Source organism: Sphaerisporangium sp. B11E5, from assembly GCF_039871875.1.
Classification (GTDB): domain Bacteria; phylum Actinomycetota; class Actinomycetes; order Streptosporangiales; family Streptosporangiaceae; genus Sphaerisporangium.
In genome coordinates this window covers 22,804-48,281 of record NZ_JBDPMD010000027.1, presented here as the reverse complement: position 1 = coordinate 48,281, position 25,478 = coordinate 22,804, and the positions used below count along the sequence as shown (strand labels likewise).

Here is a 25,478-nt window from a genome sequence, read left to right as displayed (position 1 = left end):
GCTCATACGAGCCGAAAGACCCTATTAAACGCGAGTGACGATAATCCGCAAGCATCATTTACGATTGGGTTGATAAGTGGCTATTCCGCTATCTACTGATCTCCGTCGACGACCGGACCGCCACCGGCTTCTCTCCGTAAACCACCACAAGCCCACCTTGTTGCTCGCGGCGGACCTCCCGCCAGCCGAACTTGCGGTACAGCTCCAGCGCGGCCCCCTGGCTCATGGTCGTGTCACCGCGCAGCCAGGAGTAGCCGAGGCGGGCCGCGGACTCCTCCAGCGCCTCCAGCACCCGCGAGGCGAACCCGCGTCGCTGGAACTCCGGATGGACCCGCAGCCGGCACACCTCGGCGGTGTCATCGTCGACCCGACGCAGTGCGCCCATCGCCACGAGACGGCCGCCGTCCACCTCGCCGACCAGGAACTCGCCCCGGTCGGCCAGGTAGACCTCGTTGATGCGCGGCATGTCGTCCTCGTAGTACACGCCGTCCCCGGCGACGATGCCCACCTGCGCCAGGCATGTGCGGTGCAGCGCCCAGACGGCGTCAAGGTCGGACCAGCGATACCGCCTGAGCAGCAAGGTCATATGATCTCGGCCTCCACGGGATTCTCCGGCTCCGGCTCCGCTGGAGCGGTGACCCGGTCCTGGAACTCCCGCAGGCCCGGGATGTCGCCGCAGCGCAGTTGGATGGCGCGGGCCAGGTCGACCGCGCGCCGGATGATGATGTCGGTGCGGAAGCCGTCGCCGACCCGCCGTATGGCGTCCTGCCCGATGCGCAGGGCCTCCTCGCCGTCGCCTTCCAGCAGGCGGCAGTGCGCCCGGTCGAACCGGATCAGCGTCTGGTCCAGCAGGTCGCCCTCGTACTTCTCCAGCGCCTGCTCCAGGATCAGGTCGGCCTCGATGGTCTGGCCGAGCCGGGTCAGCGCGTCGCCCTGGTGGAAGTAGAGCTGGCGCTCGGTGTAGCCGAAGACGGTGTCCTCCTGCTGCGCCGGGGCCATCTGGGCGAACGCCGCCCGCGCCCGGGCGAGGGCGCGCTTGGCCTGGTCGACGACGTCCTTCTTGCCGCCGGCGTTGGCGAGCATGGACAGGGCCCGCGCCTCGACGACGGGGGCCATGGCCTTGGCGGCGCACGGGGTCTGGCCGGCCAGGTCGCGGCTCTTCTTGGCGAGGGTGAGCGCCTCGCGGGGATCGCCGTAGAACAGCGGGACCAGGGCCTCACGGGCGGTGACCCAGGCCCGCAGCGCGCGGTCGCCGGTCTCGTCGGCGGCGGTGCGTGAGGTGCGGAAGAAGGACCGGGCCAGGCGCTGGTCACCCAGGTCGATCATGATGATGCCGGCCAGGCCGGACAGGCGGGCGGCCAGCGCGCACAGGCGCTCCTGCAGGTCGATGGGCTGGTGGCGCTCCATCGCCTGCCGGACCGTGCTGAACTCCAGCAGCACGTCGCAGAGCTGGCGCATCGGCGGGGTGTTCATGTATTGGCGGCCGAACGACGCCGCCGACTCTTCCCAGTGGTCGAGCATGGCCGGCGACACGGTGGTCGACACCAGGGTCTCGTCCATGCGCCGCCGGATGTTCTCGGCGGCGCTGATGACTTGCGGTGTCAGGGGCACCGAGGCGCCGGTGATGACCTTCAGCAGGGTCCTACGTAACACGTTCTCGTCCTCCTCACCCCCGTCCCCGGAAGGATCGCCGGGCGGTTTCACCCAAAGCTCGCGGGAATCGGGGGAATCATCGGGTTTGGCCTCTTGGAGGCCGCCCCGGACGACGCCGGGCATCCGGTGGCCGTGGCCACAGATGCACGGCCCGTCGTAGCCGAGGGCGACCGGTTCGACCCGGTAGACGGAGCACAGATAGTGGAGGTACTCGGGGCCCGGCCGCTTGAGACCGCTCTCGTAGGCGCTCAAAAGCGTCTCGCCGATTCCAGGCACCGGTTTGCCGTCACGTTCGAACAACGCGCGGACTTGTTCGATGACGTCGGCAAGCGCTATGCCGTGAGCAAGCCGGTGAGATTTAATGCGAGTTGTCCCAAAATGGGGACCACACTCTTCGTAAATCTCCTCGGCGATTCGCGCGGCGGGCCGACCCACCGCGAGCCCACGCGCCCGGGTGCGCCGCGCCAACTCCGTTTCCTTGTGCTGTCTGCCGGACATCCCGGCCCCTCCTTCGTGGCCAGTCGCTCACCTGGTCACTTGTTCCGACCGGTCCCACCTGCACTGACACGACGTCTCGCCCGGGTTTTGCCGCGTCTTGTTAAGAATGATGGACCATTTGACCGAGCGCGAATGGACTGTAAGACCTGCTGGCATAGGATCGTCCCCCGCCGGGGACGTTCTTTCAACCCACTTGAAATATCCCCCCACCCATCTGATGACGATCCTTCGTTGACCCCGTCGGCGCGGTCGGTCAGATTTGGCCCACGAACCCGGAATCACCACCCCGAATCAGACGAGGCGAGGAAGGCTCCCAGTGGACGACGGCTCAGGGCACCTGGAACGATTGGTGGACGAACTCGACGCGAGGGGGCTTCTCGCCCGCGTCGTGCGCACACAGTCCGGGCGGGCGTTCGTCCGGGTGATCAACCCGAGGGCCACGAGCCTCGCCGAGAACGTCACGTGCCGGCCGCAGGCCTCCCCCGTGTACTACTGGTGGTCGTGGGGTGAGCGCATGCACCGGGCCGACGACCCCGCGGGGGCCGCGACCAAGGTCGCCCGAGTGCTGGCCGCGGTGTCCGACTAGGCCGCGCGCGGGACCGGCGGGCCCGCCCGCCTCATCCGCGTCCCGCCGCCCTGGCCGTCCACCGCGGCTGTCCGGGCCGGCGGGGTGCCCGGTGCGGAGCGACCGTACGACGTGGCGACACGCCCGTACGGCCGCTGGGCGCCCCGCCGGCTCCTGGGTGGCCCCCGGCACCACCCGCCGGGCCCGATCGACCGGCACGGCCCACCGGGTCCCGTCACCCGGCGGCCCCGTGCCGGCGTGAACCTCCCGGCGAGGCCGTGCCGGGGCCGGACCTCCCCGGCGACCCTCTGCCGGGGCGGCCCATCCGGCAGTCCCTGCCGGTGTGAACCTCCCGGCGGTCCGCCGCCGGGTCTCGAACCGCCGCCGGACCCGAACCTCCATCCGGGTCCGGCGGTTGATCGGGGATCCGTCCCCGATCGGAAACGGCACGGGACACGCTTCCGGGTGCGTGTCCCGCGCCGGGTCCGTCGTCACCGGGGTGCCAGGGCCCGCCCTCCGCGGCCCCGGGCCCGGGCACTCCCGTCTTCCCCGGCGCACCGTGACGGCGGCCGGGCCGGTCGGCGGGCGCAGTCAGGTCAAGTACCGTTTTCCCTAGGTCAAGACCGCGACTGTGCCGCCGGCCGGTCCGATCCGTGAGGAGGATCCCCCCGCGTGTCCCCGCTCGCCCTGGAGCCCACGCCCACCCCCGCACCGCCCGTCGACCTGAACAAACCCATCAACTCCGTGCTGAGCGGTTGTGAGACCGGTGATGGCAAGGGCGACCCGATCTGTGCGACGCTGCTCCATGTGCTCCCACCTGGCTGGGCGTCGCCGGTCGCGTGGGTGATCGGCCTCGCGATCATCATCGTCGGCGCGCTCGTCGTGCGGGCGGTGCTGCAGCGCCTGATCGACCGGGTGATCCGGCGGGCCGCCGAAGGACTGCGTCCCGACCGCGTGCGCCAGCGGCAGGCCGCCGAGCAGGACATCTCCCCCACCGCGCTGCTGCTCCACGAGCGGCGCCGCCAGCGGGCCGAGACCCTCGGCTCGGTGCTGCGCAGCCTCACCTCGGTGGTGGTGTTCGGCACCGCGGCGCTGATGCTCCTCGGGCGGCTGGGTCTTGACCTCGCGCCCGTGCTGACCAGCGTCGGCATCCTCGGCGTGGCCGTCGGCTTCGGCGCCCAGGAGCTCGTCAAGGACTTCATCGCGGGCATGTTCATGCTGCTGGAGGACCAGTACGGCGTGGGCGACCACATCGACACCGGCGCGGCCGTCGGCACCGTCGAGGCGGTGACGCTGCGCATCACCCGGCTGCGCGACGCCGACGGCCGGGTCTGGTACGTCCGCAACGGCACCATCACCCGGGTCGGCAACGAGTCGCAGGGCTGGTCCCGCGCGCTGCTCGACGTCCCGGTGGCCTACGACAGCGACGTGAACGGCATCCGCGACCTGCTGCAGCAGATCTCCACCGAGATGTGGGAGGACCCGCAGTTGCGTGATGTCTCGCTGGTCGAGGAGCCGCAGGTGTACTCCCTTGAGCAGCTCTCCGACAAGGCGATGATCTTCCGCATCACCGCCAAGGCCGTGCCCGCGCACCAGGCCGAGGTGGCCCGCGAGCTGCGCATCCGGGTGAAGCGGGCCCTGGACCGCGCGGGCGTCCCGCTGGCCGGCGTCTAATAGGACTCGCCGGGGGCTGGGTACCCTTGGAGGCGTGTCCGCTACTCCGCAGGAATCCGAGTCCTTCTTCGACGCCGTCGGCGGCGCCGAGACGTTCGAGCGCCTGGTCGAGCGCTTCTACGAGGGGGTCGTCAAGGATCCCCTGCTCATCCCGCTGTACCCCGAGATGGACCTCACCGGGGCCAAGGAGCGGCTGCGGCTGTTCCTCATCCAGTACTGGGGCGGCCCGAACACCTACAGCCAGCTCCGGGGCCATCCCCGGCTGCGCATGCGCCACGCGCCGTTCGTCATCGGCGAGGCCGAGCGGGACGCCTGGCTGGTCCACATGCGTGACGCGGTGGACTCCCTTGACCTGCCCGCCGACCAGCGCGACCGGCTGTGGAAATACCTCGAGTACGCCGCGCAGACACTGGTGAACTCCTAGCCTGTCCGCATCTGGTCACCGCTGTTTCCCCTCGGCACCAGAGCAACGCATAAGTACGCGGATCAGGGGGACCCCACCACATGTGACTAATTCCCCTTTTCCCTGGTGGCGTGACGCCGTCGTATACGAGATCTACGTCCGGAGCTTCGCCGACGCGTCGGGAGACGGCGTCGGCGACCTGCAGGGCATCCGGTCCCGCCTCCCCTACCTCGCCGAGCTCGGCGTGGACGCGGTCTGGCTGACCCCGTTCCAGCCGTCGCCCATGGCCGACGGCGGCTACGACGTGGCCGACTACCGCGACGTCGACCCGCTGTTCGGCACCCTCGACGACTTCGACGCGCTGGTGGCCGCCGCGCACGAGCTCGGGCTGCGCATCATGGTGGACATCGTGCCCAACCACAGCTCCTCGGCCCACAAGTGGTTCCAGGAGGCCCTGGCGGCGCCGCCGGGCTCCCCGGCCCGCGACCGGTACATCTTCCGGGACGGCGACCTGCCGCCCAACAACTGGACGTCGGTGTTCAGCGGGCCCGCGTGGAGCCAGGTGCCCGACGGGCAGTGGTACCTCCACCTGTTCGCCCCCGAGCAGCCCGACTTCAACTGGCGCAACCCCGAGGTGCACGAGGAGTTCATCGACGTCCTGCGCTTCTGGCTGGACCGCGGCGTGGACGGGTTCCGCATCGACGTCGCGATGGGCCTGTACAAGGAAGCCGACCTGCCGGACGTCCCGGCCGCCGAGGAGGGCTTCCGGTCCCGCTCCCCCATCTGGAGCCAGCCCGAGGTGCACGAGGTGTACCGCGAATGGCGCAAGGTGCTCGACTCCTACCCCGGCGACCGCGCCGCCGTGGGGGAGGTGTGGACCGACAGCGCCGAGGACCTCGCCCGTTACGTCCGGCCCGACGAACTGCACCAGAGCTTCAACTTCGCCTGGCTGGAGGCGCCGTGGTCGGCCACGGCGTTCCGCACGGTCATCGACGCGACGCTGGCCGCGGTGCCCGCGCCGACGTGGGTGCTGTCCAACCACGACGTGGTGCGGCACGTCTCGCGGTACGGCGAGGGATCGCTCGACCCGCAGGCCGGCCCGGCCCGGGGACGCGCGGCGCTGATGGCGATGCTGGCGCTGCCCGGGTCGGCGTACCTCTACCAAGGGGAGGAACTCGGTCTCCCCGAGGTGAAGGATCTTCCCCCGGAGACGCGGCAGGACCCTATCTTCGCGAGGTCCGGCGGGGAACTGCTCGGACGGGACGGCTGCCGCGTGCCGCTGCCGTGGTCCGGCACCGCCGGGCCGTTCGGCTTCTCACCGGAGGGCACCCGGCCGTGGTTGCCGCAGCCCGCCGAGTGGGCCGCGCTGACCGCCGAACGCCAGGCCGGCGACCCGTCCTCCACCCTGGCGTTCTACCGCCGGGTGCTGGCGCTGCGCCGCACGCTGCGCGGGTCGCTGCCGGACACGATCACCTGGATGGACGCGCCGGGGGACGCGCTGATGTTCTCCCGCGGCGACCTGATCCTCGCGATCAACTGCGGCGAGGACGCCGTGCCGCTGCCGCCGTACAGCGAGGTGCTGCTGACCAGCGGCCCGCCCGACCCGTCCGACCCGTCCGTCCTGCCGCCCGACACGGCCGTCTGGCTGCGCGCCTGAACCGACCGTCCGGGCGCCCGGCACGGGCGCCCGGACCAGCGGCGGCTCAGTCGCGGGTGAGCTTGCGGTAGGTGACGCTGTGCGGGCGCGCCGCCTCAGGACCCAGCCGCTCGATCTTGTTCTTCTCGTAGTCGGCGAAGTTGCCCTCGAACCAGAACCAGTTCGAACCACCCTCCCACGCGAGGATGTGGGTGGCGGTGCGGTCGAGGAACCACCGGTCGTGCGAGGTGATGACCGCGCAGCCGGGGAACTCCAGCAGGGCGTTCTCCAGGCTCGACAACGTCTCGGTGTCGAGGTCGTTGGTGGGCTCGTCGAGCAGCAGGACGTTGCCGCCCTGCTTGAGGGTGAGCGCCAGGTTGAGCCGGTTGCGCTCGCCGCCGGACAGGATGCCCGCGGGCTTCTGCTGGTCGGCGCCCTTGAACCCGAACGCCGCGATGTAGGCGCGGGACGGCATCTCGACGTGGCCGACCTTGATGTGGTCCAGCCCGTCGGACACGACCTCCCAGACGTTCTTCTTCGGGTCGATGTTGCCGCGGCTCTGGTCGACGTAGGAGATCTTGACGGTCTCGCCGATGGTGATGGAGCCGTCGTTCGGCGTCTCCTCACCCATGATCATGCGGAACATCGTGGTCTTGCCGACGCCGTTCGGGCCGATGATGCCCACGATGCCGTTGCGGGGCAGGTCGAAGGTGAGATTCTCCATCAGCAGCCGGTCGTCGAAGCCCTTGGTGAGGTCGCTGGCCCGGATGACCGTGGTGCCGAGGCGCGGGCCCGGCGGGATCTGGATCTCTTCGAAGTCGAGCTTGCGGAACTTGTCGGCCTCGGCGGCCATCTCCTCGTACCGCTGCAGACGGGCGCGGCTCTTGGTCTGGCGGGCACGGGCGTTGGAGCGCACCCACTGGAGCTCGTCCTCCAGGCGCTTCTTGCGCTTGGCGTCCTTCTGGCCCTCGACCTTCAGGCGGGCCGCCTTGGCCTCCAGGTAGGTCGAGTAGTTGCCCTCGTAGGGGTAGCAACGGCCGCGGTCGAGCTCCAGGATCCAGCCCGCGACGTTGTCGAGGAAGTACCGGTCGTGGGTGACGGCGAGGACGGTGCCGGGGTACTTCTCCAGGTGCTGCTCCAGCCACTGCACACTCTCGGCGTCCAGGTGGTTGGTGGGCTCGTCGAGCAGCAGCAGGTCGGGCTGCTCCAGCAGGAGCTTGCACAGCGCCACGCGGCGCCGCTCGCCACCGGACAGGGTGGTCACGTCGGCGTCCGGCGGGGGGCAGCGAAGGGCGTCCATCGCCTGCTCGAGCTGGCTGTCGATGTCCCACGCGTTGCGGTGGTCAAGCTGCTCCTGGAGCTTGCCCATCTCGTCGAGGAGCTCGTCGCTGTAGTCGGTCGCCATCAGCTCGGCGATCTCCTCGAAGCGGGCGCGCATCGCGAGGGTCTCGGCGACGCCCTCCTGGACGTTGCCGAGGACGGTCTTGGAGTCGTTGAGCGGTGGCTCCTGCTGAAGCATGCCGACCGTGAAGCCGGGCATCAGGCGGGCCTCGCCGTTGGACGGGTGCTCCAGGCCGGCCATCATCTTCAGCAGCGTGGACTTACCAGTGCCGTTGGGGCCCAGCACACCGATCTTGGCTCCGGGCAGGAAGTGCAGCGTGACGTCGTCAAGAACCACCTTGTCGCCGTGCGCCTTCCGCACGCGCTGCATGGTGTAGATGTACTCGGGCATGTCCTTAAGCCTAGGGGATCCCGCCCTGGGAGTTGTCCTCCTGCGCGCGCTGTGGGGACACCGGGGCGACCGGCAGGCAGATGCGGTCGCGGCCGAGCTCCTTGGCCCGGTAAAGCGCCAGGTCGGCGGCGGCCAGCAACTCGATCAGATCGTCGCCGTGCACGCTCATGATGGCCACCCCGACCGAGATGGTCACGGTGATCAGTGCCTCCTCCACCGGGATGGCCATGCGGCCCACCCGGGACCGCAGGCGCTCGGCCACCCGGCGCGCCTCGGCGACGTCCGCACGGGGCAGCAGCACCACGAACTCCTCGCCGCCGAACCGGCCCACCACGTCGTAGTCGCGTAGCTGGCTGCGGACGGCGGTGGCGACGCCGGCGAGCACCTGGTCGCCGATGAGGTGGCCGTAGGTGTCGTTGACCCGTTTGAAGTGGTCGATGTCGACGATCAGCAGGGCGAGGGTCTCGCCGGTGCGGCGCGCGCGGACGATCTCGGTGTCGGCCTCGCGCTGCCACGCCGTGGCGTTCAGCAGGCCGGTCTTGGGGTCGGTGCGGGCGGCGGCCTGGAGTTGGGCGTGCAGCAGGCTGCGCTGCAGCAGCACGACCGGCGGGAGGGTGAGCACCAGCAGCAGCGGGCTGATGCCGCAGGCGATGGCCACCAGCACGCCGAGACACAGCTCCACGACGTCCAGCAGCACCCGCTCGCGGTCCCACAACACGTCACGCCAGCGGGTGTCGGGGTCGGCCATGACGGCCGCCGCCGCGATCAGCGCGGTGTTGAGCACCGTGAACAGCACCGCGCACGCCACCGCGAGCCCCAGCGCTTCTGCCTCCATGTGGCCGCCCAGCGGCCCGGGCGCCATGCCGTGGAAGCACAACGACGCCACCATGGCGGCCAGCCCGATCGCCGCCGCGCTGAACACCCGCCGGTACAGCACGGTGGGCTTCACCCGGGCCTGCAGCAGGAACTGCAGCGGCAGCGGCGCCAGCAGGGCGTACACCGGCGGCAGCAGCAACGCCACCGGCAGCCACCACGCCGACAGCAGGTCGCGTGACACCCCCGCGGGCATGCCGAGCCGCCGCGTCGCCTCGATGCAGACCGCCCCGCATCCCATCAGCGCGAGGAACGTCAGCACCTCCGGCCACCGGAACTCGGTGGTCCGCGCCAGATGAACCCCCGCCGCGACCGCCAGCCCCACCGTGCCGCACAGGTACAGCACGAGCGTGCCCGGCTGCCCGAGCAGCGGCCACCGGTCCGCCAGCGCCACTCCGCCACGCCGCGCGTCGATCGAGGTCTCTCTGGGCGCCGTCATCCCGTTCCCCCAAGGCAGTGTCCGACCTGGATTGTCCGCAATCCCGACCCTAAGCCTCACGATGTGTAACACAATAGTCGCAGACCGTGCCCCCTGCGAAGAGAACCACTACGTTGAACCCCGCCCCTCACCTCCCCCGTCCCCCCTCCCCCACCAGCCCCAACAAGGAGCCCGCCATGCCCCAGGGCATCATCTGGACGTGACCCCGCCCCCCGGACGGCACGCCGAGGCCGGCTGACGCGGGGGCCAGGGACGGCCGGGAAAGCCGGACGAGCCAGATGCCCGCCAGGGCTACGCGGTCCACGCCGAGCCAGATATTCGCCGGGGCTACGCGGTGCCCACGCCGAGCCAGATACCCGCCAGGGCTACGCGGTCCACGCCGAGCCAGATATTCGCCGGGGCTACGCGGTGCCCACGCCGAGCCGGATGTCCGCCAGGGCTACGCGGTGTCGGCGCCGAGCCAGATGCCGACGCGGTTCAGTGTGCCCTCGCCGCTGTCGACGTCGACCTGTCCGGCGAGGTCGGCGATGCTCACGGAGCGCAGGGCGGCGCGGCGGGCCGACTCGGCCTTGGCCATCGCGCGTGAGATCGGGCACGGCGTGGTGCAGGATTCCGCCGGGGTCGCCAGGGGGCCGCGTTGACGGATCTCGGTGCAGACGAAAGCCGGGTCGGGGCCGTCGATGGCCTCGACGACATCGAGCAGGGTGATCGACGCCGGGGGGCGGGCCAGCACGTAGCCGCCCGACTTGCCCTGCACCGACTGGACCAGGCCGGCTCGCGCGAGCGCCTGGAGCTGTTTGGCCAGGTAGGTCGGCGACACGTCGTGCAACTGCGCCAGCCGGGCGGCCGGCACCGGCTCGGCCACGGACGTGAGCACGACGCAGCAGTGCAGCGCCCACTCCACGCCCCCAGACATCTTCATCCTGTCATTATCCGCGCCCCACGATACTCGGACAAACTTTGTCCGAGTATCGTGGGGCGCACAGACGTTGTTCGCATCTGGTTGAGAGGATCATCATGAAGATCGCGGTAATCGGCGGGACCGGCCTGATCGGCTCGCAAGTCGTGGCGAATCTCCAGGCGGCCGGGCACGAGGCCGTGCCGCACGCGCTGTCCACGGGCGTGGACGTCATCACCGGCGCGGGCGTGGACGACGCCGTCGCGGGCGCCGACGTCGTCGTCAACCTGACCAACTCCCCCACCTTCGACGAGGCCTCACCCGCCTTCTTCCAGACCTCGATGGACAATCTCCTCACCGCGAGCGCGAAGGCCGGCGTCGGGCACTTCGTCATCCTTTCCATCGTCGGCGTCGACCAGGTGCCCGACCTCGTCTACTACCGGGCGAAGGTCCTCCAGGAAGACGTCCTGCGGGCCGGCACGATCCCGTTCTCGATCGTGCGCGCCACCCAGTTCATGGAGTTCGTCGACGCCGTCCTCTCCTGGACCTCCGACGAGAACGGCGTACGCCTCCCCCACACCCCGATCCAGCCCATCGCCGCCGCCGACGTCGCCACCGCCGTCTCGGATGTCGCCACCGCCGCCCCCCTGAACGGCATCCGCAACATCGCGGGCCCCGACGTCTACCCCCTGGACGACCTCGGCAGGATCACCCTGAAGGCCAAGGGCGACCCCCGCCCCGTCGTCACCGACGACACCGCCGGCATGTTCGCCGCGATCAAGGGCAACGCCATCATCGCCCCCGCCGACGCCGTGATCATGCCCACCCGCTACACCGACTGGCTGACCACCACCTGACCCACCCCGGGCCGTCGGCAAGCCCCGCCCACTCCACCCCCAGGACGGGCCCGGGGCGCGTGAACGCCGGCAGGCGACGCGGACAGCCACGGGAATGCCCCCTCCCAGCCGCCCCCGGAGATCTCCTGGAGCCATCGGGTACGAGACAAGGTCCTCCAGATCGTCGAGGGCGGCCTGCGGGATGTCGATACGGAAGGGACGAATCTCGCACTGGTCACGAGGGCCGGACGCGTGCTGCCGTTGGGGAGACCTGCCGCGTCCATCGACAGCCGGCCTTCGCCGCGAGATCCGTGAGCGCCGCTCCGTTTCGCCCTCCGTCCGTGTGATCGGACAGGGACGAAGAACCCGGATCCACACCGATTTCTCGTGAGATCCCTGAGCCTTCTCACTCGGCCGGGCCACGTCTCGGTGCCGCACGGACGTGTGCGCGTTCGCCTTGTTTCCCGATGAGACTCAGGTACTCGACGGGACCGGCGCCGGTGGCTCCGAACCAGTGCGGGGTGCGCGTGTCGAACTCCGCGGCCTCGCCTGGCTTGAGGATGAGGTCGTGTTCGCCCAGTACGAGGCGGAGTGTTCCGTTGAGGACATAGACCCAGTCATAGCCCTCGTGGGTGCGCAGGTCGGGTTCGGTGTCGTCGTTTCCGGCCGGGAGGACGAACTTGTAGGCCTGGATGCCTCCGGGCCTGCGGGTCAGCGGCAGGATGACCGAGCCGTCGCCGCAGGGGATGGGACGTAGGTTGACGCGGGGATCGCCGGTCGGCGGCGCGTCGACGAGCTCGTCGAGGGTGACCCCGTGGGCGCGGGCGAGCGGAAGCAGCTGCTCGAGCGTGGGGCGTCGCAGGCCCGCCTCGAGCCGGGACAGGGTGCTGGTGGAGATGCCGGTCTCCTGCGCGAGGTCGGCGAGCGTGACGTCCCGATGCAGCCGGAGGCGTTTCAATCTCGGTCCGACGGCGTCAAGAGTGCGATCGATGGCTTCGTCCACCCCGCCATTTTGCCATTCGGCAACAAGGTTTGCCCGACCGCCTGCTCTGACAGCACCATGAAGAACCAAGGCACCCGCCGTCGGACGGGGGTGCACGATCGGCCAGACGGATGCGCCGGGCGCAGGTGCCGCACGTGGCCGCGACGAGATCTCAGGCCACGGTAGAGAGATCCGCGAACGAGGGGGACGGCCTGTGTCGCACGGATTCGACAAGGATTTCTGGGAGCGGCACTGGCTACAGGGGCGAGCCGGGGGCCCCGGATCCATGGGCGGCAACCCGCCGAACCCGTACCTCGCCCGCGAGACGGACGGATTGGCACCGGGCACGGCACTGGACGTGGGGTGCGGCGGCGGCGCCGAGGCGATCTGGCTCGCCTCCCGCAACTGGCACGTCACCGCGGCCGACATCTCCTCCGAGGCCCTTGCTCTCGCCGCCGGGCGCGCGGCGGCGAGCGGGACCGCCGAGCGACTGCGATGGGTTGAGGCGGATCTGAGCGTCTGGAACCCAGACGCAGGGTTCGACCTGGTCATGACCCATTACGCCCACCCGGCGATGCCTCAGATGGAGTTCTACGACCGCATCGCCGGATGGGTGGCTCCCGGCGGCACGCTACTCATCGTGGGACACCTGCACACCCCGGGCTCAACCGGCCACGGGCACCACCCTCCTGCCGAGGCGTCGGCCACCTCCGCGGCCGTCACCGCGCGCTTGGACGACAGGGAGTGGGAGATCGTCACCGCCGAAGAGCACCTCCGCACCCTCACCGGCCACAGGGGCCGAGCGGTCTCGCTCCACGACTTCGTCGTGCGCGCCGCCCGACGCCGGTAATCACACCATCCGGCCGCGCCGGGGCCGCCGCTCCGGCGCCGATACCTCTTGCCTTTCTCGAAAGGAATTCCATGAGTACGAACCTGTCCTCAGACCCGGGAGACCCCGACCCGACCGTCCAAGACCCACGACAACGACGTACGATCTTGGTCGGGGTCTGCATCGCGCTCATGGCGGTCATCGCTTCGGTATCCGGGCTGAACGTCGCCCAGCCGCAGCTCGCCGTCGCGTTCGACGCCTCGCAAAGCGAGGTCTTGTGGTTCATCAACATCTACACCATCACCCTGGCCGCGTTGCTCCTGCCGCTCGGCGCGATGGGCGACCGGTGGGGCCGCAGGCCGATGCTGCTCGCAGGCCTGCTCGTCTTCGGAACAGCGAGTGTGGCGGCCGGCCTTGCCACGTCGTCCGAGATCATGCTCGCTGCGCGGTTCCTGAGCGGCGTAGGAGCAGCGATGATCATGCCGGTCACTCTCGCCGTCATCACGTCGACCTTCCCGGACCAGGAACGCTCCAAGGCGATCGGCGTGTGGACCGGCGTCGCCGGCGGTGGAGGCATCCTGGGGATGTACCTGTCGGCCGTCCTGGTCGATCTGGCGAGCTGGCGGTGGCTTTTCGTCCTGCCGGTCGTGCTCGTCGTCGTCGCCATCGTCATGGCGCTACGATCCATCCCCAACTCGCGTGAGGCTTCAGGGCCCGGGTTCGACGCCGTCGGTTCGCTGTCGTCCGTGGTCGCGGTGGTCGGGCTCGTCTTCTTCCTCCACGAGGGCCCCGAACGAGGCTGGACCGCACCCGCGACGCTCCTGAGCCTCCTCGTCGGCGTCATCGCCGCTGCCGGATTCGTGGCATGGGAACTGCGCCGGCAGGCTCCGCTCCTCGACGTCCGCCTGTTCCGTGAGCGAGGCCTCGCGAGCGGTTCCGTGTCGCTCCTGACGGTATTCGGCGTGCAGGCAGGGATCTTCGTGGTCCTCTTCCCGTACTTCCAGGCGGTGCTCGGCTTCTCCGGCCTTCGCTCCACTCTGGCGCTCATGCCGATGGCGCTGCTGATGATGTTCGCCTCCGGCCTCGCCCCACAGCTGGCCGCGCGCATCGGCAGCCGTGCGACGATGGCCTCAGGGATCTTCCTGAGCGGCGCGGGGCTGGTCCTCATGGCCGCCTTCGTCTCCGTCGACGGCGGCTACCTCTCGATCCTTCCCGGCATGCTCGCCATGGGACTCGGTATGGGTTTGACGATGACGCCCTCCACCGAGGCCATCACCACCGCCTTGCCGCGTGAGCGTCAAGGTGTCGCGTCCGCGCTCAACGACATCACCCGAGAGTTCGGCACCGCGCTCGGTGTCGCGCTGCTCGGAGCGGTCCTGACCGCCGGCTACCGCGGCGCCATCGACTCCCGGCTCGACGGAGTACCGGACGACGCCGCCGACACCGCCCGCGAGGGTGTCGCCAACGCCCTCGCGGCCGCCGACGGGGTCGGCCCCCAGGCACAGGAGCTGACCCGAGCCGCCCAAGAGTCCTTCGTCGACGGCTGGCAGCAGGCCATGTGGGCAGGCGCAGTGGTCATGGCGGTCCTCTTCCTCTACGTTCTCGCGCGAGGTCCGCAGCAACGGCCCCAGGGTTCCGGTAACAACAGCCATGAATCCGGCGATGTAGTCGCCGACCTGCGCTGATCTACGGAGGGGAGTGAACGCCGGCCGTTGGGACGAGCTCCATCCAAACCACCATCTGTCAGGTCTCGCCCAGCCGGCCCGGCGACTTGATCACCGTCGACCCGCCAGGTGAAGCACGTTCCCGGCTCCCCGACGTCACCAGCCTTGCCGTTGGTCGCGGGGCGGGTCAGGCGGCCAGTGGGGGTGAGGTGGTGGCCGATGGGGGTTGGGTGGCCGGCGGTTCTGATGTTGCCGGGGTGCTGAGATGAGATTTGGTGAAGGTGGTGGTGCCGCGGCGGAGGTCGTGGCCTATGGTCGTGGCCTCTATTTCCGCTGATTGGCGGCGGTGGCCGTCTTTCTCGAAGGTGCGGAGGCGCAGGCGGCCGTGGACCACCACGGGGTGGCCGGGGTGGACGCAGGTGAGGGCGTGCTCGGCGAGGGTGCGGTGGCACCAGACGTTGTAGTACGCGGTCTCGGCCTCGCGCCAGGTCTGGGTGCGGCGGTCCAGGTAGCGGGGGGTGGCGGCGAGGCGGATCAGGGCGGCGGTGGCGCCGTCCTTCATGGTGTAGCGCCTCGGGTCGGTGATGACGTTGCCGGTGACGGTGATGAAGGTGTCTTCCATGCGGGGCCTCCTGAGATCTCGTCTTCGGAGGCCAGCATGCAGCACGTCGTCACGCCGCGTGTCAACCGAGCTGCGTTCTGTGGATGACTCAGCGGCGAGCCGACGTCAGGGCGGTGAAGAAGTCGTTGTAGTGGCGCAGTGCCTGCTCCACGGGGCGGACGACCTGCTCCTTGGCAACGGCGGCGATGCGGCGGCGCATGTCGCGCTCCAGCGACTCACGTTCCTTGGCGGCGCCGAGGACGACGAAGTTGCGGCTGGCTATCGCGGACAGCAGGCCCAGGCCCAGCACACTGGCGATCATCAACACCACCCAGGGAAGGGCGGAGACGTCGCTCAGAAGCTCCGGGGCGGGCTCGGCGGGGCGCAGAACGCCGTAGAAAAAGATGCTTCCCGCCCACGCGAGACCCGCCACGAAGAGCAGGACGAGGAAGTACTGCCAGATCTTGAGGAGACGCCACCACGCGGGGACGCGGTCCAGGCGGGGAGCGATCTCGGCGACGTCGTCGGAAATGACCTGAGGCAGGTGACGCAGGTTGGTGCGGGCGGCGTCGCGCACACCGTCGCGCCAGGCCTCGGGCATGCCGGGCGTCAGGCCGTCCGCCAGAGCCTGGACGGCGTTCTCGACCTCGGCGGGCTGGGCGCTGATCGAGGTCGCGGTGACGGCCTTGATCTCGTCGCGGAAGTTGCCGAGGCGCAGGCTGTGCGCCGGGTCGGGCCGCAGGCGGGCGGCCCAGCGGGCGTACGGCCATCCGACCCAGGCCACGGACCGGGCACCGTAGACGTTCTCCATGGCCTCCCCGACGGCGGACACGCCCACCGCGTCGCACAGGGCGTCGGTCAGGCCCTCCTGGCGGGCGAGGTCGATCTCCGGCGACACGGTCATGACCTCGGGGGCGGGCATCACCTTGGTGAGCTTGACCATCATGCGGTCGAGGTCGGCCTCCAGGCGCTGCACCGCGGCCCGCCGCCCGGCGACGGACTCGGCCAGCACGCTCTTCAGGCTGTTCACCCCGCGCCCGGTGGTCGCCGAGGTCGGCACGATGCGCGGCTGCGCGACGCCTTCGCTCTTCAGCAGGTCCGACAGGTCCACGACGCACTCGGCCAGTTCCTCGGGCGCCAGCCGGTCGGCCTGGTTGAGCGCGAAGACGGTGACCGCCTCGTGGCCGGCCAGCTCGCGCACGTACCGGGTGTGGGTGGCGGCGTCGGCGTACTTCTGCGGGTCGAGCACCCACACGATGAGGTCGGCCATCTTGATCAGCCGGTCGGCCTCGTGGTCGGTGATCGCGCGGATCGAGTCGTGGTCGGGCAGGTCGAGCAGGATCAGGCCGTGGAGCTGGCTCTCCCCCCGGTCCAGCGCGCTGGCCCGGGCGAACCGGTGGCGCCACTGGATCTGCAGCCAGTCGAGCAGCGGCCCCGCCCCGTCCAGGCCCCACACGCAGGCGTGGGTGCGGGCGGTCGTCGGGCGGCGCACCCCGATGGGCGACAGCTCAAGCCCGGAGATGCGGTTGAAAAGGGATGACTTGCCGCTCCCCGTGCCGCCGGCGAGCGCCACGACCGTGTGGTCGCCGGACAGCTTCAGACGGTCCCCCGCCCGCATCAGCAGCCGCCCGGACTCGGCGAGCAACTCGGGGTCGACCCGTCCCGGCCCGAGCTCGACGACCCTGGCCAGGGCCGAGAGGCGGTACCCCAGATCTTTGCGCTTGTCCATCGTCCCGGCACGTGCGCCGCTGACCGTCATCGGGCGACCTCAAGGTTGTACGTTGCCTGGTAGAGCCGCTTGGCCGCGGCCTCGTCGGGGATCCCCGCCTCGTCGAGCACCTGCACGTACCGCAGTGTCTCCTCGTCGAACAGCACGCTGACCCGCGCCCGCAGGTCGGTGCGCGCCTTGGTGCCGACGCTGCGCAGCGCCTCGGCGCCGAGCACGCCGCGAAGCAACCGCTCGGGCAGGGTGGTCGTGCCGGACGTCGCCGCCACGTCGGAGTTGCCGTAGCCGAGTAAGCCGACCATGAACACCAAGGCGAGAGCCTCCTCGTCGAAGGCGACGACCTTGGCCACGGACCGCTTCGCCATGCCGCCGGAGCGGATCAGCGCCACGACGTGCTCCTGCCAGGCCCCGACCATGCGCCCGGCGCGCCGCACGAGCTCCTCGGACGGCCGCCCGAGGCCGGGTGCGGCGGCGAGGCGGTCGCCCACGCCGTCACGCTGCCGCCACCGGGTGACGACCTCCTCGGCCGCCCGCTGGGCCGCCGAGACGATCACCGACTCCAGCCCGGCGCGCAGCGCGGTCTTGAAGGCGCGCAGCCGGGCCGGCGCCTGCTGCCCGGCCTTGGACGCCAGGCGGCCGGGGCGGCGCACGTGGATGGTCTTCATCAGGTCGCCGGACCCCGCGAAGTCCTGCCAGCGGGCCAGCACCTCGCCGCGCAGCAGCGAGCCGTCGCCGGTCGCCTCGTCGATCCAGGCGAGCGCGCCCATGTACGCGGCGTCCACGTCGGTGCGCAGCTCGGCGCGGAACGCGACCTGGGCCTCCAGGTGGCGGGCCAGGGCGGGCACCCGGGCACGGAAGCTGTTCAGCACGCCGTCCAGGGTGGCGCGCACGGCCTGCTCGCGGCGCTGGTCGTCCACCGACAGGTCGGTCAGCCACATGCGCAGCTCGGCGACGTCCGCATCGGGCAGGCGCCCGGCGGTGACGGTCGACTCCTCGACGACGAAACGCTCGACGTCACCGAGGCCGTACTCCTGCAGCATGCGGGCGAAGTGCTTCTCGATCACCTCGGTGGACTTCTGCGGCACCCGGGACAACACGATGGCGATCCGCGTCCCGCGCTCCTTGGCGAGGCGGAGCAGCTCCCAGGCGGGCGCGTCGGCGTAGCGGGTGGCGGTGGTGACGAAGATCCACAGGTCGGAGGCGTCGAGCATGCGGCGGGCGATGTCGTGGTGCCGTTCCACCACCGAGTCGATGTCGGGGGTGTCGAGCAGCGCGACCCCGGTGGGCAGCCGCTCGCTGTCGGTGAGCACGAGGGTGTCGAGGGAGCCGTCGCCGGTCGGGCGGTCGACCCGCACCATGTCGCCGAGCACGTCGCCCTTGGTGAACCAGTCGCGGTCGTCGGGGTGGCAGACGAGCACGGGGGTGCCGGTGGTGGGGCGGCGGACCCCGGTGAGGCTGACCTTGGCGGCGGCCAGGGTGTTGACCAGCGTGGACTTGCCGGCGCCGGTGGAGCCGACCACGGCGATGAGGGCCGGGGCGGTGCTCATGTGCACACGCGGGATGACGTAGTTCTCGAGCTGGGCGAGGATCTCGGCCTGCGCCTTGCGTGCCTCGGCCACGCCCGGGACCTCCAGCCCGAGCCGGAGGCCGGTGACGCTGTTCTTCAGCCCGGCGAGCGCGGCGCTGAGCGCCCGCGAGACGGGCTGCGGGAGCGGCACCTCACGGGTGCGCGCGGGCGGCGGGGACGGCTCGGCCTCGCCGCCGGACTCGGTGGCACCCTGCTCCTCGGCCGGCCGCTCCTCCCCGGCCTGTACGGCTTCCTCGGCCTGTACGGCGTCGCCGGCTTTTGCGGTCTCCTCAGCCTGTACAGCTCCGGCCGGTACGGCGTCGCCGGCTGGTGCCGCCTCCTCGGCCTGTGTGCCCCCCTCGCCCTGTGCGGCTTGCTGCCTCCATAGCGCGGCCAGGTCCGTCTCCGGCGGCGTGAGGTCGTCCTCAGCAAGGGCGGCGGGCTCCTGCGCGGGGGCGTCGTCGCCGACCCGGGCGGCGGGGTGCTCAGGGACGTCCGCTAGGCTCTGCGGAGCCTCAACGCCAGGGGATTCCTCGGCGGCCGGGGGCGTCACCTTGCCGGCCGCGTCGTCACTCTCCGCCACCGAATGCGAGCCGGGCTCGGCTTCAGCGGGCGGAGGTGTGGGTGCCTCGGTACCGGTGTCGGCGATCGCCGGGAACGTCATCGTCTGCTCCTCCGGCGCCTCGGGGGCAACCCCCTCGGCCGCCGCGTCATCGGGCCGTGCCGCGCGCTCGTCCACGCGACCGGCCTTCTTCGCAGTCGATTTCACGGAACCCGCTCCGCTCGTACCATTTCGATCTCCTGGCCGACCCTGACGACGTCGCCAACGATGACGATCGCCGGGGGCCGTGTGCCCGCGGCGGCAACGCGCTCCGCCACCGTGGAGAGGCTGGCATAAAGAGTGCGCTGGGTCGGAAGAGTACCGTCCTGTACCACCATCACGGGGGTTTCCGGCGAACGTCCATCTCGTTGCAATGTGTCAGCGATCACGGCTATACGTTCAACAGCCATCAGAAGTACCAGGGTTCCCGGTGATCTCGCCAGCCCCGCCCAGTCAACAGTTGATTTCGGGTCGTCCGGCGGCACGTGAACAGAGATGACGTGGAACTCCTGGCTCACCCCGCGGTGGGTCACCGGCACCCCCGCCGCGGCGGGCACGGCCACCGCGCTGGTGACGCCGGGGACCACGGTGACCGGGATGCCGGCCCGGGCGCAGGCGAGCATCTCCTCGCCGCCACGGCCGAAGACGAACGGGTCGCCGCCCTTGAGCCGCACCACGAACTTGCCCTGCCGGGCGTGCTCGATGAGCAGCTCGTGGATGCGCTCCTGGGCGAGGTAACGGCCGTACGGGATCTTGGCGGCGTCGATCAGCTCGACGTCGGGAGCCAGCTCGTCGAGCAGGGCACGGGGGGCGAGCCGGTCGGCCACCACAACGTCGGCCTGGGCGAGGAGTTGCCGCCCGCGCACGGTGATGAGGCCGGGGTCGCCGGGGCCGCCGCCCACCAGCGCCACGCCGACGGGCTTGGCGCGGTTGCGCCGGGCGTCCACGGTGCCGTCGCGCAGGGCGTTGACCACGGAGTCCCTGATGCCCGCGGCGCGGCGCGGGTCACCGCCCGCGGTGATCGCCACGCTGATCTCGCCGACCCGGCCGCTGGCGGGCGTCCACGCGGCGGACGCGTCACGGTCGTCGGCGCGCACGCACCAGATGCGCTTGGCCTCGGCCTCCGCGGCGATCGCGGTGTTGGCGGCACGATCGCTGGTGCAGGCCTGCACGAGCCACGCGCCGTCGCAGTCGCCGACCTCGTACCGCCGCCGGACCCAGGTGACGCGGCCCGCGGCGATGAGGTCGTCCAGGGCAGGGGTGACGCTCGGGGAGACCAGGACGACCGACGCGCCCGCATCGAGCAGCGTGGGCACCCTGCGCTGCGCGACACGCCCGCCGCCGACGACGAGCGCCCGCTTGCCGTTGAGGCGCAGACCGAGCAGATAGGGCGACGACGACATCAGGACGGTGTTCCCTTTCCCCGGGATGTGGCGATGCGAGGTAAACCTACAGGCCCCCGGTGGCACCGGGCGCGGAAAGCCTCCCCGAAAGGAGCGGCAGGCGGGGGTCCCACGGCTCTCCCCCGGCGGCGACCTCCCGGCGGCGGGCCATCGCCGACAGCGCCTCCAGGATCACGCGGTTGCCGAGGAACGCCGTGATGTCCGCGTGGTCGTACGGCGGGGCCACCTCGACCACCTCCATGCCCACCACGGGCAGGTCGTAGCACAGGCGCCGCACCGAGTCGAGCAGCTCCCTGGCGCTCAGCCCGCCGGGTTCGGGGGTGCCCGTGCCCGGGGCGTGGCCGGGGTCGCACACGTCGATGTCCACCGACAGGAAGACACCGTCGCAGTCGTCGAGGGCCTTCGCGGACGCCTCGGTCAGGCACTCGGTGAGCCCGCGGGCGACGATCTCGGTCATCTCGTACGAGCGCATGTTCTGCCCGGCCATCCAGTCCAGGGTCTCCGGACCGGGCCAGTAGCCGCGCAGGCCGACCTGCAGGAACCGGTCGCCGCGGATCGCGCCGGACTCGATGAGCCGGCGCATGGGCTGGCCGTGGCCGTGCAGGTGGCCGAACTCGATGTTCCCGGTGTCGGCGTGCGCATCGAAGTGGATCATCGACACTCGGCCGAAGCCGTGGTGCCTCGCGACGCCCCGGGCGTCCGGCAGGGCGATGGTGTGGTCGCCGCCGAGGACCAGCGGGATCGCGCCGGACGCCGCGACGGTGTAGACGGCCTCCTCGATGTCGGCGATCGACTTCTCGACATCGCCGGAGTAACACTCGACGTCGCCCGCGTCGAGCACCTTCAGGTCCCGCAGCCCATCGGTGCGCAAGGCGAGACTGGGCCGGGACCCGTCATGAGGCAGATAGCACGCCTGCCGCAGCGCCATGGGCCCGAACCGGGCCCCGGGCCGGTTGCTGGTGCCACCGTCGAACGGCGCGCCGAGGATGACGACGTCGGCGCCGGCGTACGTCTCCGGCTCCCCGAGATCACAACGCTCCACGCCCAGGAACGTGATGTCGGGGCCGAACATCGGGCCGTAGCGCATCGCAGTCCAATCATCTCTAACGGCGAAATGTCACTATATCGCCGTACTCCGGTAAAGACCGCTGACCCGGCGACCGCTCCCCCTCACCGGAAAGCCCCTGGACACGACACCTCCCCCGCACGCCGGTACGGCGAGACGCGGCACGGCGCAGCCGACGCCCGCCTTCGCCGCCTCGCCCCCGGCAACCCCGGCCCCCTCCGCGGCGCCGAGACGGCGAGATGCCGTGCGGTGGATCCGGCGCCGTCGTACGGCGGTTCAACCCGGTCAGGCGGTCTGGGCGTCCTTCTCGGTGACGCCTGCCGAGTCGAAGGTGGCGACCTCGTGCATCACCCGGGCCGCGGCGGCGACCAGGGGGTACGCCAGCAGCGCGCCGGTGCCCTCACCCAGGCGCAGGCCGAGGTCGACCAGGGCGCGCAGGCCGAGGCGGTCCAGGGCGACGGCGTGGCCGGGCTCGGCCGACAGGTGGCCGGCCACGCAGTGGTCGATCGCGGCCGGGGCGAGTGCGGCGGCGGCCAGGGCGGCGGAGCCGGCGATCACGCCGTCCAGGATGACGGGGACCCGGGCCGCGGCGCCGCCGAGCACGAAGCCGGCGAGGGCGGCGTGCTCCAGGCCGCCGACGGCCGCGAGCCGGCGCAGCGCCTCGGCGGGCGACATGCCGTCCTTGGAGGTGATGGCCTCGGGGGTGGTGGCGACAACCTTGGGGACGGCGGTGACGGCCTCGGCCCCAGGGCCGGTGGCACGCTCAGGGGTGGCGGGGGCCGCCTCGGGGGTGGACATGCCGTTGACCCGCAGGGCGCGGCGGACGATGTCGATCTTGTGGTTCAGGGTGGCGTCGTCCACGCCGGTGCCCCTGCCGGTGGTGGCGGCCGGGTCGCTGCCGGTGAAGGCACAGATCAACGCGGCCGAGGCGGTGGTGTTGGCGATGCCCATGTCGCCGGTGATCAGGCAGCGGGCGCCCGCGTCCACCAGCTCGCGGGCCACCGTGATGCCCGCTTCCAGGGCGGCCCTGGCCTGCTCGGGGGTCATGGCGGGGCCGAGGGACATGTCGGCGGTGCCGGGGGCGACCTTGCGGACGACCAGGCCGGGGGCGGGGGGGAGCTCGGCGGCGACGCCGACGTCCACCACGGTGACGGTCGCGCCGGCCTGGGCGGCGAAGGCGTTGGCGACGGCGCCGCCCGCGAGGAAGTTCGCCACCATCTGCCCGGTGACCTCCTGCGGCCAGGGGGTGACGCCCTGGGCGTGCACGCCGTGGTCGGCGGCGAAGATGGCCAGCGCGGCGGGCGACGGCAGAGGCGGGGGGCAGGTTCCCGCGCCGCCCGCCAGCCGCACCGCGACGTCCTCCAGCGCGCCGAGGGAGCCGCGCGGCTTGGTCAGCCGTTCCTGGTGGGCGAGGGCCCGCGCCCTGGCCTCCTGGTCGGCCGGGCGGATCGCCGCGAGCGTCGTCTCCAGCAGTCCCATGTCAGACCAGCCCCTCCACGAACCTTGACGATCAAACCTCGCAAACCCTATTGATCAGCCCGGCGCCGCCGTGGCCGGGCCCCGGCTCAGACCAGCCCCTCCGCCAGCGTGGGTTCCTCGCGTGGCAACTGGTGGACCTCGGCGAGCAGGCCGGCGTCGCGCGGGATCCACTCGGTCCCTGCGGGTTCGGTGGCCAGCGTCTCCTCGTAGCGTTCGATGATCACGTCGGCGAGGCCCTCGCAGTCGCCGATGACTTCGGCGAAGCGCACGTCCAGGTCGGTGTGCCCGGCGGCGTACGCCAGCGCCTCGGCCCAGATGCGCTCCAGCACGCCGCCCGCGAACAGCAGGTACGGCAGCACGACGACGCGCCGCGCGCCGAGGCGGCGGCACCGTTCGATGCCCTGGGCGACGCTCGGCGGGGCGTCGGAGACGTACGCGGTCTCGACGGTCAGCAGGTCGGCGGCGTGGGTCTCCCAGAACAGCCGCGACACCCGGTGCACCTCGGCGTTCTCGCGGGTGTCGGCCGAGCCGTGCCCGACGAGCACGACGGCGGTCTCGGCGGGGGACACCGGCTCGCGGGTCACCTCACCGTGGTCCTCGCCCGTGGCGACGGCGGCGAGGCGCGGCATCTCGGCGAGCGCGTCGGCGAGCCGCTCGGCCATCAGGGCGAGCACCCGGGGTGAGGCGGCGAGCGACCGGCCCTGGTCGCAGGTGAGCGTCGGGTGCGCGAGCTGGGCCCGCAGCACCGCCGCGTCGACGTCGCCGGTGTCGCACAACGTGAGGGGAAGCGTCACGAGCCGGTGGTGCCCGCGAGCCACCAGTGAGGCCACCGAATCGCTCAGCGTGGGACGGCCGCGGGCGATGAAGCCGCCGGAGACGTCCGCCGCGACGCCGTCCAGCCGGCACCGCAGGCGATGGACGAACCGGCCGAACTCTGCCGCGCCGGTGTCGTCGTGGGCACCGTGCCCGATGAGCAGAAGCGGCGGCTTCATATGATCTCCGATACGTTGACCTGCGGAAATGGTGGGTCGGGTCGCGAGGATATCTGAATCTGCCTGGTCATGGGCGAGGCTTTGCCCAGCATTTGCCCTGAACCGTCCCTCGGCGTTTCCCCTGTGCCCCGGCAGTCTCCGGGGTCACGGGATCACCAGCGGTGCTCGTCCTTGAGGAGGCTGAAGAGGACGGCGTCCGACAGCCCGTCGCCCACCGGGAGGGCCCGGCGCAGCACACCCTCCTCGGTGAAACCGGCCTTCTTCGCGACCCCTTGACTGTTGAGGTTGCCCACCGCCGCGAGGAGGGTGACGCGGTGGAAACCACGCATCATGAGGTACGTGCTGACCGCGCGGGCCGACTCGCAGGCGTAGCCGCGGCGGCGGGCCCACGGGGAGATCCAGTAGCCGATCTCGACGTCGCCGCGCTCCCAGTCGGCGCGCTGCACGCCCACCGAGCCGACCAACCGCCCGCCGGTCTTCGGCTCGATGGCGAACTGCACGCCGTTCACCGAGTCGGCGTGCGCGTACCGGGTGCACCAGTCGTAGGCGCGCTGCAGGTCGTAGCCCTCGGCCCAGGGCATCCAGCGGCGGATCTCGGTGTCGTGCTCCACGGCGGCCAGCACGTCGTGCGCGTCGGTGCCGGTGAAGGGGCGCAGGATGAGGCGCTCGCTCTCCATGCGGACGCCGGTGCCGAAGCCGCGGCCGTTCATCGTGGGCGGGCCCATGGACAGGTCGCGGGCCAGCAGGCCGAAGATGACGAGGTCGTGCGGGCCGTCGTCCTCGAAGCCGGCGCCGCGCAGCACGCCCTCGCGCGTGAAGCCGGCCTTCTCCGCGACCCGCAGCGAGGGGGTGTTGTCGAGGTTGGCGCGCAGTTCCACGCGCCGCAGCCCGCCCTTGGTGAGCGCCCAGTCGGTGAGGGCGCTGACGGCCTCGGGGGCGAAGCCGCGGCCCCGGTAGGCGGGGTGCACGCCGTACCCGACCTCGGTGGTGCCGGTGCCCCAGACGGTGCGGAACAGGCTGATCGCCCCGATGATCGTGTCGTCGGAGACCATCGCGAGGTGGATGCCCTGTCCCGAGCGCCACAACTCGTGCACACCGAACGCCAGCCACTGGGGGATGCCCGCGATGTGCCCGGGGGCGCCCGGAGGGAGGAAGGGCACCCCCGACTCGACGATGGAACGGACCCGGTCGGCGTCGTCCGGGCCGAAGGGCCGCAGGACCAGCCGCCGCGTGGTGATCGTCAAGTGCTGATCGAATCCGGTCAATGCAATCCCCCCTGTGCGGACATATCAGCTCACCGCACTTGGGGGGTGGTCCGCAACTCGGCGGGCCCCGGACCAGCGTACGGAGCCCGCCGGAAC

At 71.2% G+C, this 25,478-nt stretch carries 21 protein-coding genes; 7 read left to right on the top strand and 14 right to left on the bottom strand.

Annotated features, from left to right (window positions below; all coding sequences use genetic code 11):
• Window positions 1–88 precede the first annotated feature (88 nt).
• Both ABGB17_RS23150 and ABGB17_RS23145 read right to left on the bottom strand, forming a co-directional pair.
• Window positions 89–586, bottom strand: coding sequence for a GNAT family N-acetyltransferase (locus ABGB17_RS23150; protein WP_347632892.1), 498 nt, complete (start codon window positions 584–586; stop codon window positions 89–91).
• Window positions 583–1,905: an XRE family transcriptional regulator gene (locus tag ABGB17_RS23145; protein ID WP_347632890.1), complete on the bottom strand. Its 1,323-nt coding sequence runs from the start codon at window positions 1,903–1,905 to the stop codon at window positions 583–585. The genes ABGB17_RS23150 and ABGB17_RS23145 overlap by 4 nt, the downstream gene beginning before the upstream one ends.
• 562 nt (window positions 1,906–2,467) lie before the next feature.
• Here ABGB17_RS23145 and ABGB17_RS23140 point away from each other — a divergent pair.
• The 4 genes from ABGB17_RS23140 (at window position 2,468) to ABGB17_RS23125 (ending at window position 6,450) form a co-directional block, all read left to right on the top strand.
• On the top strand, window positions 2,468–2,737 hold the full coding sequence (locus ABGB17_RS23140) for a hypothetical protein (RefSeq protein ID WP_347632888.1): 270 nt from the start codon (window positions 2,468–2,470) through the stop codon (window positions 2,735–2,737).
• Window positions 2,738–3,388: 651 nt separating this feature from the next.
• The gene (locus ABGB17_RS23135; RefSeq protein WP_347632886.1) at window positions 3,389–4,390 is read left to right on the top strand and encodes a mechanosensitive ion channel family protein; all 1,002 of its coding nucleotides are present in this window, start codon (window positions 3,389–3,391) and stop codon (window positions 4,388–4,390) included.
• A gap of 34 nt (window positions 4,391–4,424) precedes the next feature.
• Window positions 4,425–4,814, top strand: coding sequence for a globin (locus tag ABGB17_RS23130; protein ID WP_347632884.1), 390 nt, complete (start codon window positions 4,425–4,427; stop codon window positions 4,812–4,814).
• Between the two features lie 82 nt (window positions 4,815–4,896).
• Window positions 4,897–6,450: a glycoside hydrolase family 13 protein gene (locus ABGB17_RS23125; RefSeq protein WP_347632882.1), complete on the top strand. Its 1,554-nt coding sequence runs from the start codon at window positions 4,897–4,899 to the stop codon at window positions 6,448–6,450.
• A gap of 46 nt (window positions 6,451–6,496) precedes the next feature.
• Here ABGB17_RS23125 and ettA read toward each other — a convergent pair whose 3' ends face one another.
• The 3 genes from ettA to ABGB17_RS23110 form a co-directional block, all read right to left on the bottom strand.
• Window positions 6,497–8,161, bottom strand: coding sequence for an energy-dependent translational throttle protein EttA (gene ettA, locus ABGB17_RS23120; protein WP_347632880.1), 1,665 nt, complete (start codon window positions 8,159–8,161; stop codon window positions 6,497–6,499).
• Between the two features lie 10 nt (window positions 8,162–8,171).
• A complete protein-coding gene (locus tag ABGB17_RS23115; protein ID WP_347632878.1) occupies window positions 8,172–9,473 on the bottom strand; it encodes a GGDEF domain-containing protein in 1,302 nt (433 codons plus the stop codon).
• Between the two features lie 439 nt (window positions 9,474–9,912).
• Complete coding sequence (locus ABGB17_RS23110) at window positions 9,913–10,395, bottom strand: Rrf2 family transcriptional regulator (RefSeq protein ID WP_347632876.1); 483 nt, start codon at window positions 10,393–10,395, stop codon at window positions 9,913–9,915.
• A gap of 95 nt (window positions 10,396–10,490) precedes the next feature.
• On the opposite strand from ABGB17_RS23110, the gene ABGB17_RS23105 reads away from it, so the two are divergent.
• A complete protein-coding gene (locus tag ABGB17_RS23105) occupies window positions 10,491–11,228 on the top strand; it encodes an SDR family oxidoreductase (RefSeq protein ID WP_347632874.1) in 738 nt (245 codons plus the stop codon).
• A 385-nt stretch (window positions 11,229–11,613) separates the two neighbouring features.
• On the opposite strand, the gene ABGB17_RS23100 is transcribed toward ABGB17_RS23105, so the two are convergent.
• Window positions 11,614–12,210, bottom strand: coding sequence for an XRE family transcriptional regulator (locus tag ABGB17_RS23100; RefSeq protein ID WP_347632872.1), 597 nt, complete (start codon window positions 12,208–12,210; stop codon window positions 11,614–11,616).
• 193 nt (window positions 12,211–12,403) lie between these two features.
• Here ABGB17_RS23100 and ABGB17_RS23095 point away from each other — a divergent pair, with 193 nt between their 5' ends.
• The gene (locus ABGB17_RS23095) at window positions 12,404–13,039 is read left to right on the top strand and encodes a class I SAM-dependent methyltransferase (RefSeq protein ID WP_347632870.1); all 636 of its coding nucleotides are present in this window, start codon (window positions 12,404–12,406) and stop codon (window positions 13,037–13,039) included.
• 71 nt (window positions 13,040–13,110) lie between these two features.
• The gene (locus tag ABGB17_RS23090; RefSeq protein WP_347632868.1) at window positions 13,111–14,703 is read left to right on the top strand and encodes an MFS transporter; all 1,593 of its coding nucleotides are present in this window, start codon (window positions 13,111–13,113) and stop codon (window positions 14,701–14,703) included.
• Between the two features lie 166 nt (window positions 14,704–14,869).
• Here ABGB17_RS23090 and ABGB17_RS23085 read toward each other — a convergent pair whose 3' ends face one another.
• From ABGB17_RS23085 to ABGB17_RS23050, 8 genes are all read right to left on the bottom strand, one after another.
• Complete coding sequence (locus ABGB17_RS23085) at window positions 14,870–15,304, bottom strand: single-stranded DNA-binding protein (RefSeq protein ID WP_347632866.1); 435 nt, start codon at window positions 15,302–15,304, stop codon at window positions 14,870–14,872.
• Between the two features lie 88 nt (window positions 15,305–15,392).
• Window positions 15,393–17,042 carry a GTPase gene (locus ABGB17_RS23080; protein WP_347632864.1) on the bottom strand — a complete coding sequence of 550 codons (1,650 nt, stop codon included), beginning with the start codon at window positions 17,040–17,042 and terminating at the stop codon, window positions 15,393–15,395.
• Entirely contained in the window at window positions 17,039–19,345 is a 2,307-nt protein-coding gene (locus ABGB17_RS23075) for a dynamin family protein (RefSeq protein ID WP_347632862.1), read from the bottom strand. Before ABGB17_RS23075 ends, ABGB17_RS23080 begins: the two co-directional genes overlap by 4 nt.
• The gene (gene cobA / locus ABGB17_RS23070; RefSeq protein WP_347632859.1) at window positions 19,342–20,580 is read right to left on the bottom strand and encodes a uroporphyrinogen-III C-methyltransferase; all 1,239 of its coding nucleotides are present in this window, start codon (window positions 20,578–20,580) and stop codon (window positions 19,342–19,344) included. The genes ABGB17_RS23075 and cobA overlap by 4 nt, the downstream gene beginning before the upstream one ends.
• Before the next feature lie 46 nt (window positions 20,581–20,626).
• Window positions 20,627–21,667: an agmatinase gene (gene speB / locus ABGB17_RS23065; protein WP_347632857.1), complete on the bottom strand. Its 1,041-nt coding sequence runs from the start codon at window positions 21,665–21,667 to the stop codon at window positions 20,627–20,629.
• Between the two features lie 264 nt (window positions 21,668–21,931).
• Window positions 21,932–23,125 (bottom strand): nicotinate-nucleotide--dimethylbenzimidazole phosphoribosyltransferase, encoded by a 1,194-nt coding sequence (locus tag ABGB17_RS23060; protein ID WP_347632855.1) that lies wholly within the window; start codon window positions 23,123–23,125, stop codon window positions 21,932–21,934.
• 86 nt (window positions 23,126–23,211) lie between these two features.
• Window positions 23,212–24,117 carry a sirohydrochlorin chelatase gene (locus ABGB17_RS23055; RefSeq protein WP_347632853.1) on the bottom strand — a complete coding sequence of 302 codons (906 nt, stop codon included), beginning with the start codon at window positions 24,115–24,117 and terminating at the stop codon, window positions 23,212–23,214.
• A gap of 152 nt (window positions 24,118–24,269) precedes the next feature.
• On the bottom strand, window positions 24,270–25,361 hold the full coding sequence (locus tag ABGB17_RS23050; protein ID WP_347632851.1) for a GNAT family N-acetyltransferase: 1,092 nt from the start codon (window positions 25,359–25,361) through the stop codon (window positions 24,270–24,272).
• Window positions 25,362–25,478 lie beyond the last annotated feature (117 nt).

Coding starts and splice junctions, on each gene's coding strand:
- ABGB17_RS23150 (WP_347632892.1), bottom strand. CDS start 586: ATGACCTTGCTGCTCAGGCGGTATCGCTGGTCCGACCTTGACGCCGTC.
- ettA (WP_347632880.1), bottom strand. CDS start 8,161: ATGCCCGAGTACATCTACACCATGCAGCGCGTGCGGAAGGCGCACGGC.
- ABGB17_RS23115 (WP_347632878.1), bottom strand. CDS start 9,473: ATGACGGCGCCCAGAGAGACCTCGATCGACGCGCGGCGTGGCGGAGTG.
- ABGB17_RS23110 (WP_347632876.1), bottom strand. CDS start 10,395: ATGAAGATGTCTGGGGGCGTGGAGTGGGCGCTGCACTGCTGCGTCGTG.
- ABGB17_RS23105 (WP_347632874.1), top strand. CDS start 10,491: ATGAAGATCGCGGTAATCGGCGGGACCGGCCTGATCGGCTCGCAAGTC.
- ABGB17_RS23090 (WP_347632868.1), top strand. CDS start 13,111: ATGAGTACGAACCTGTCCTCAGACCCGGGAGACCCCGACCCGACCGTC.
- ABGB17_RS23085 (WP_347632866.1), bottom strand. CDS start 15,304: ATGGAAGACACCTTCATCACCGTCACCGGCAACGTCATCACCGACCCG.
- ABGB17_RS23080 (WP_347632864.1), bottom strand. CDS start 17,042: ATGACGGTCAGCGGCGCACGTGCCGGGACGATGGACAAGCGCAAAGAT.
- cobA (WP_347632859.1), bottom strand. CDS start 20,580: ATGTCGTCGTCGCCCTATCTGCTCGGTCTGCGCCTCAACGGCAAGCGG.
- speB (WP_347632857.1), bottom strand. CDS start 21,667: ATGCGCTACGGCCCGATGTTCGGCCCCGACATCACGTTCCTGGGCGTG.
- ABGB17_RS23060 (WP_347632855.1), bottom strand. CDS start 23,125: ATGGGACTGCTGGAGACGACGCTCGCGGCGATCCGCCCGGCCGACCAG.
- ABGB17_RS23055 (WP_347632853.1), bottom strand. CDS start 24,117: ATGAAGCCGCCGCTTCTGCTCATCGGGCACGGTGCCCACGACGACACC.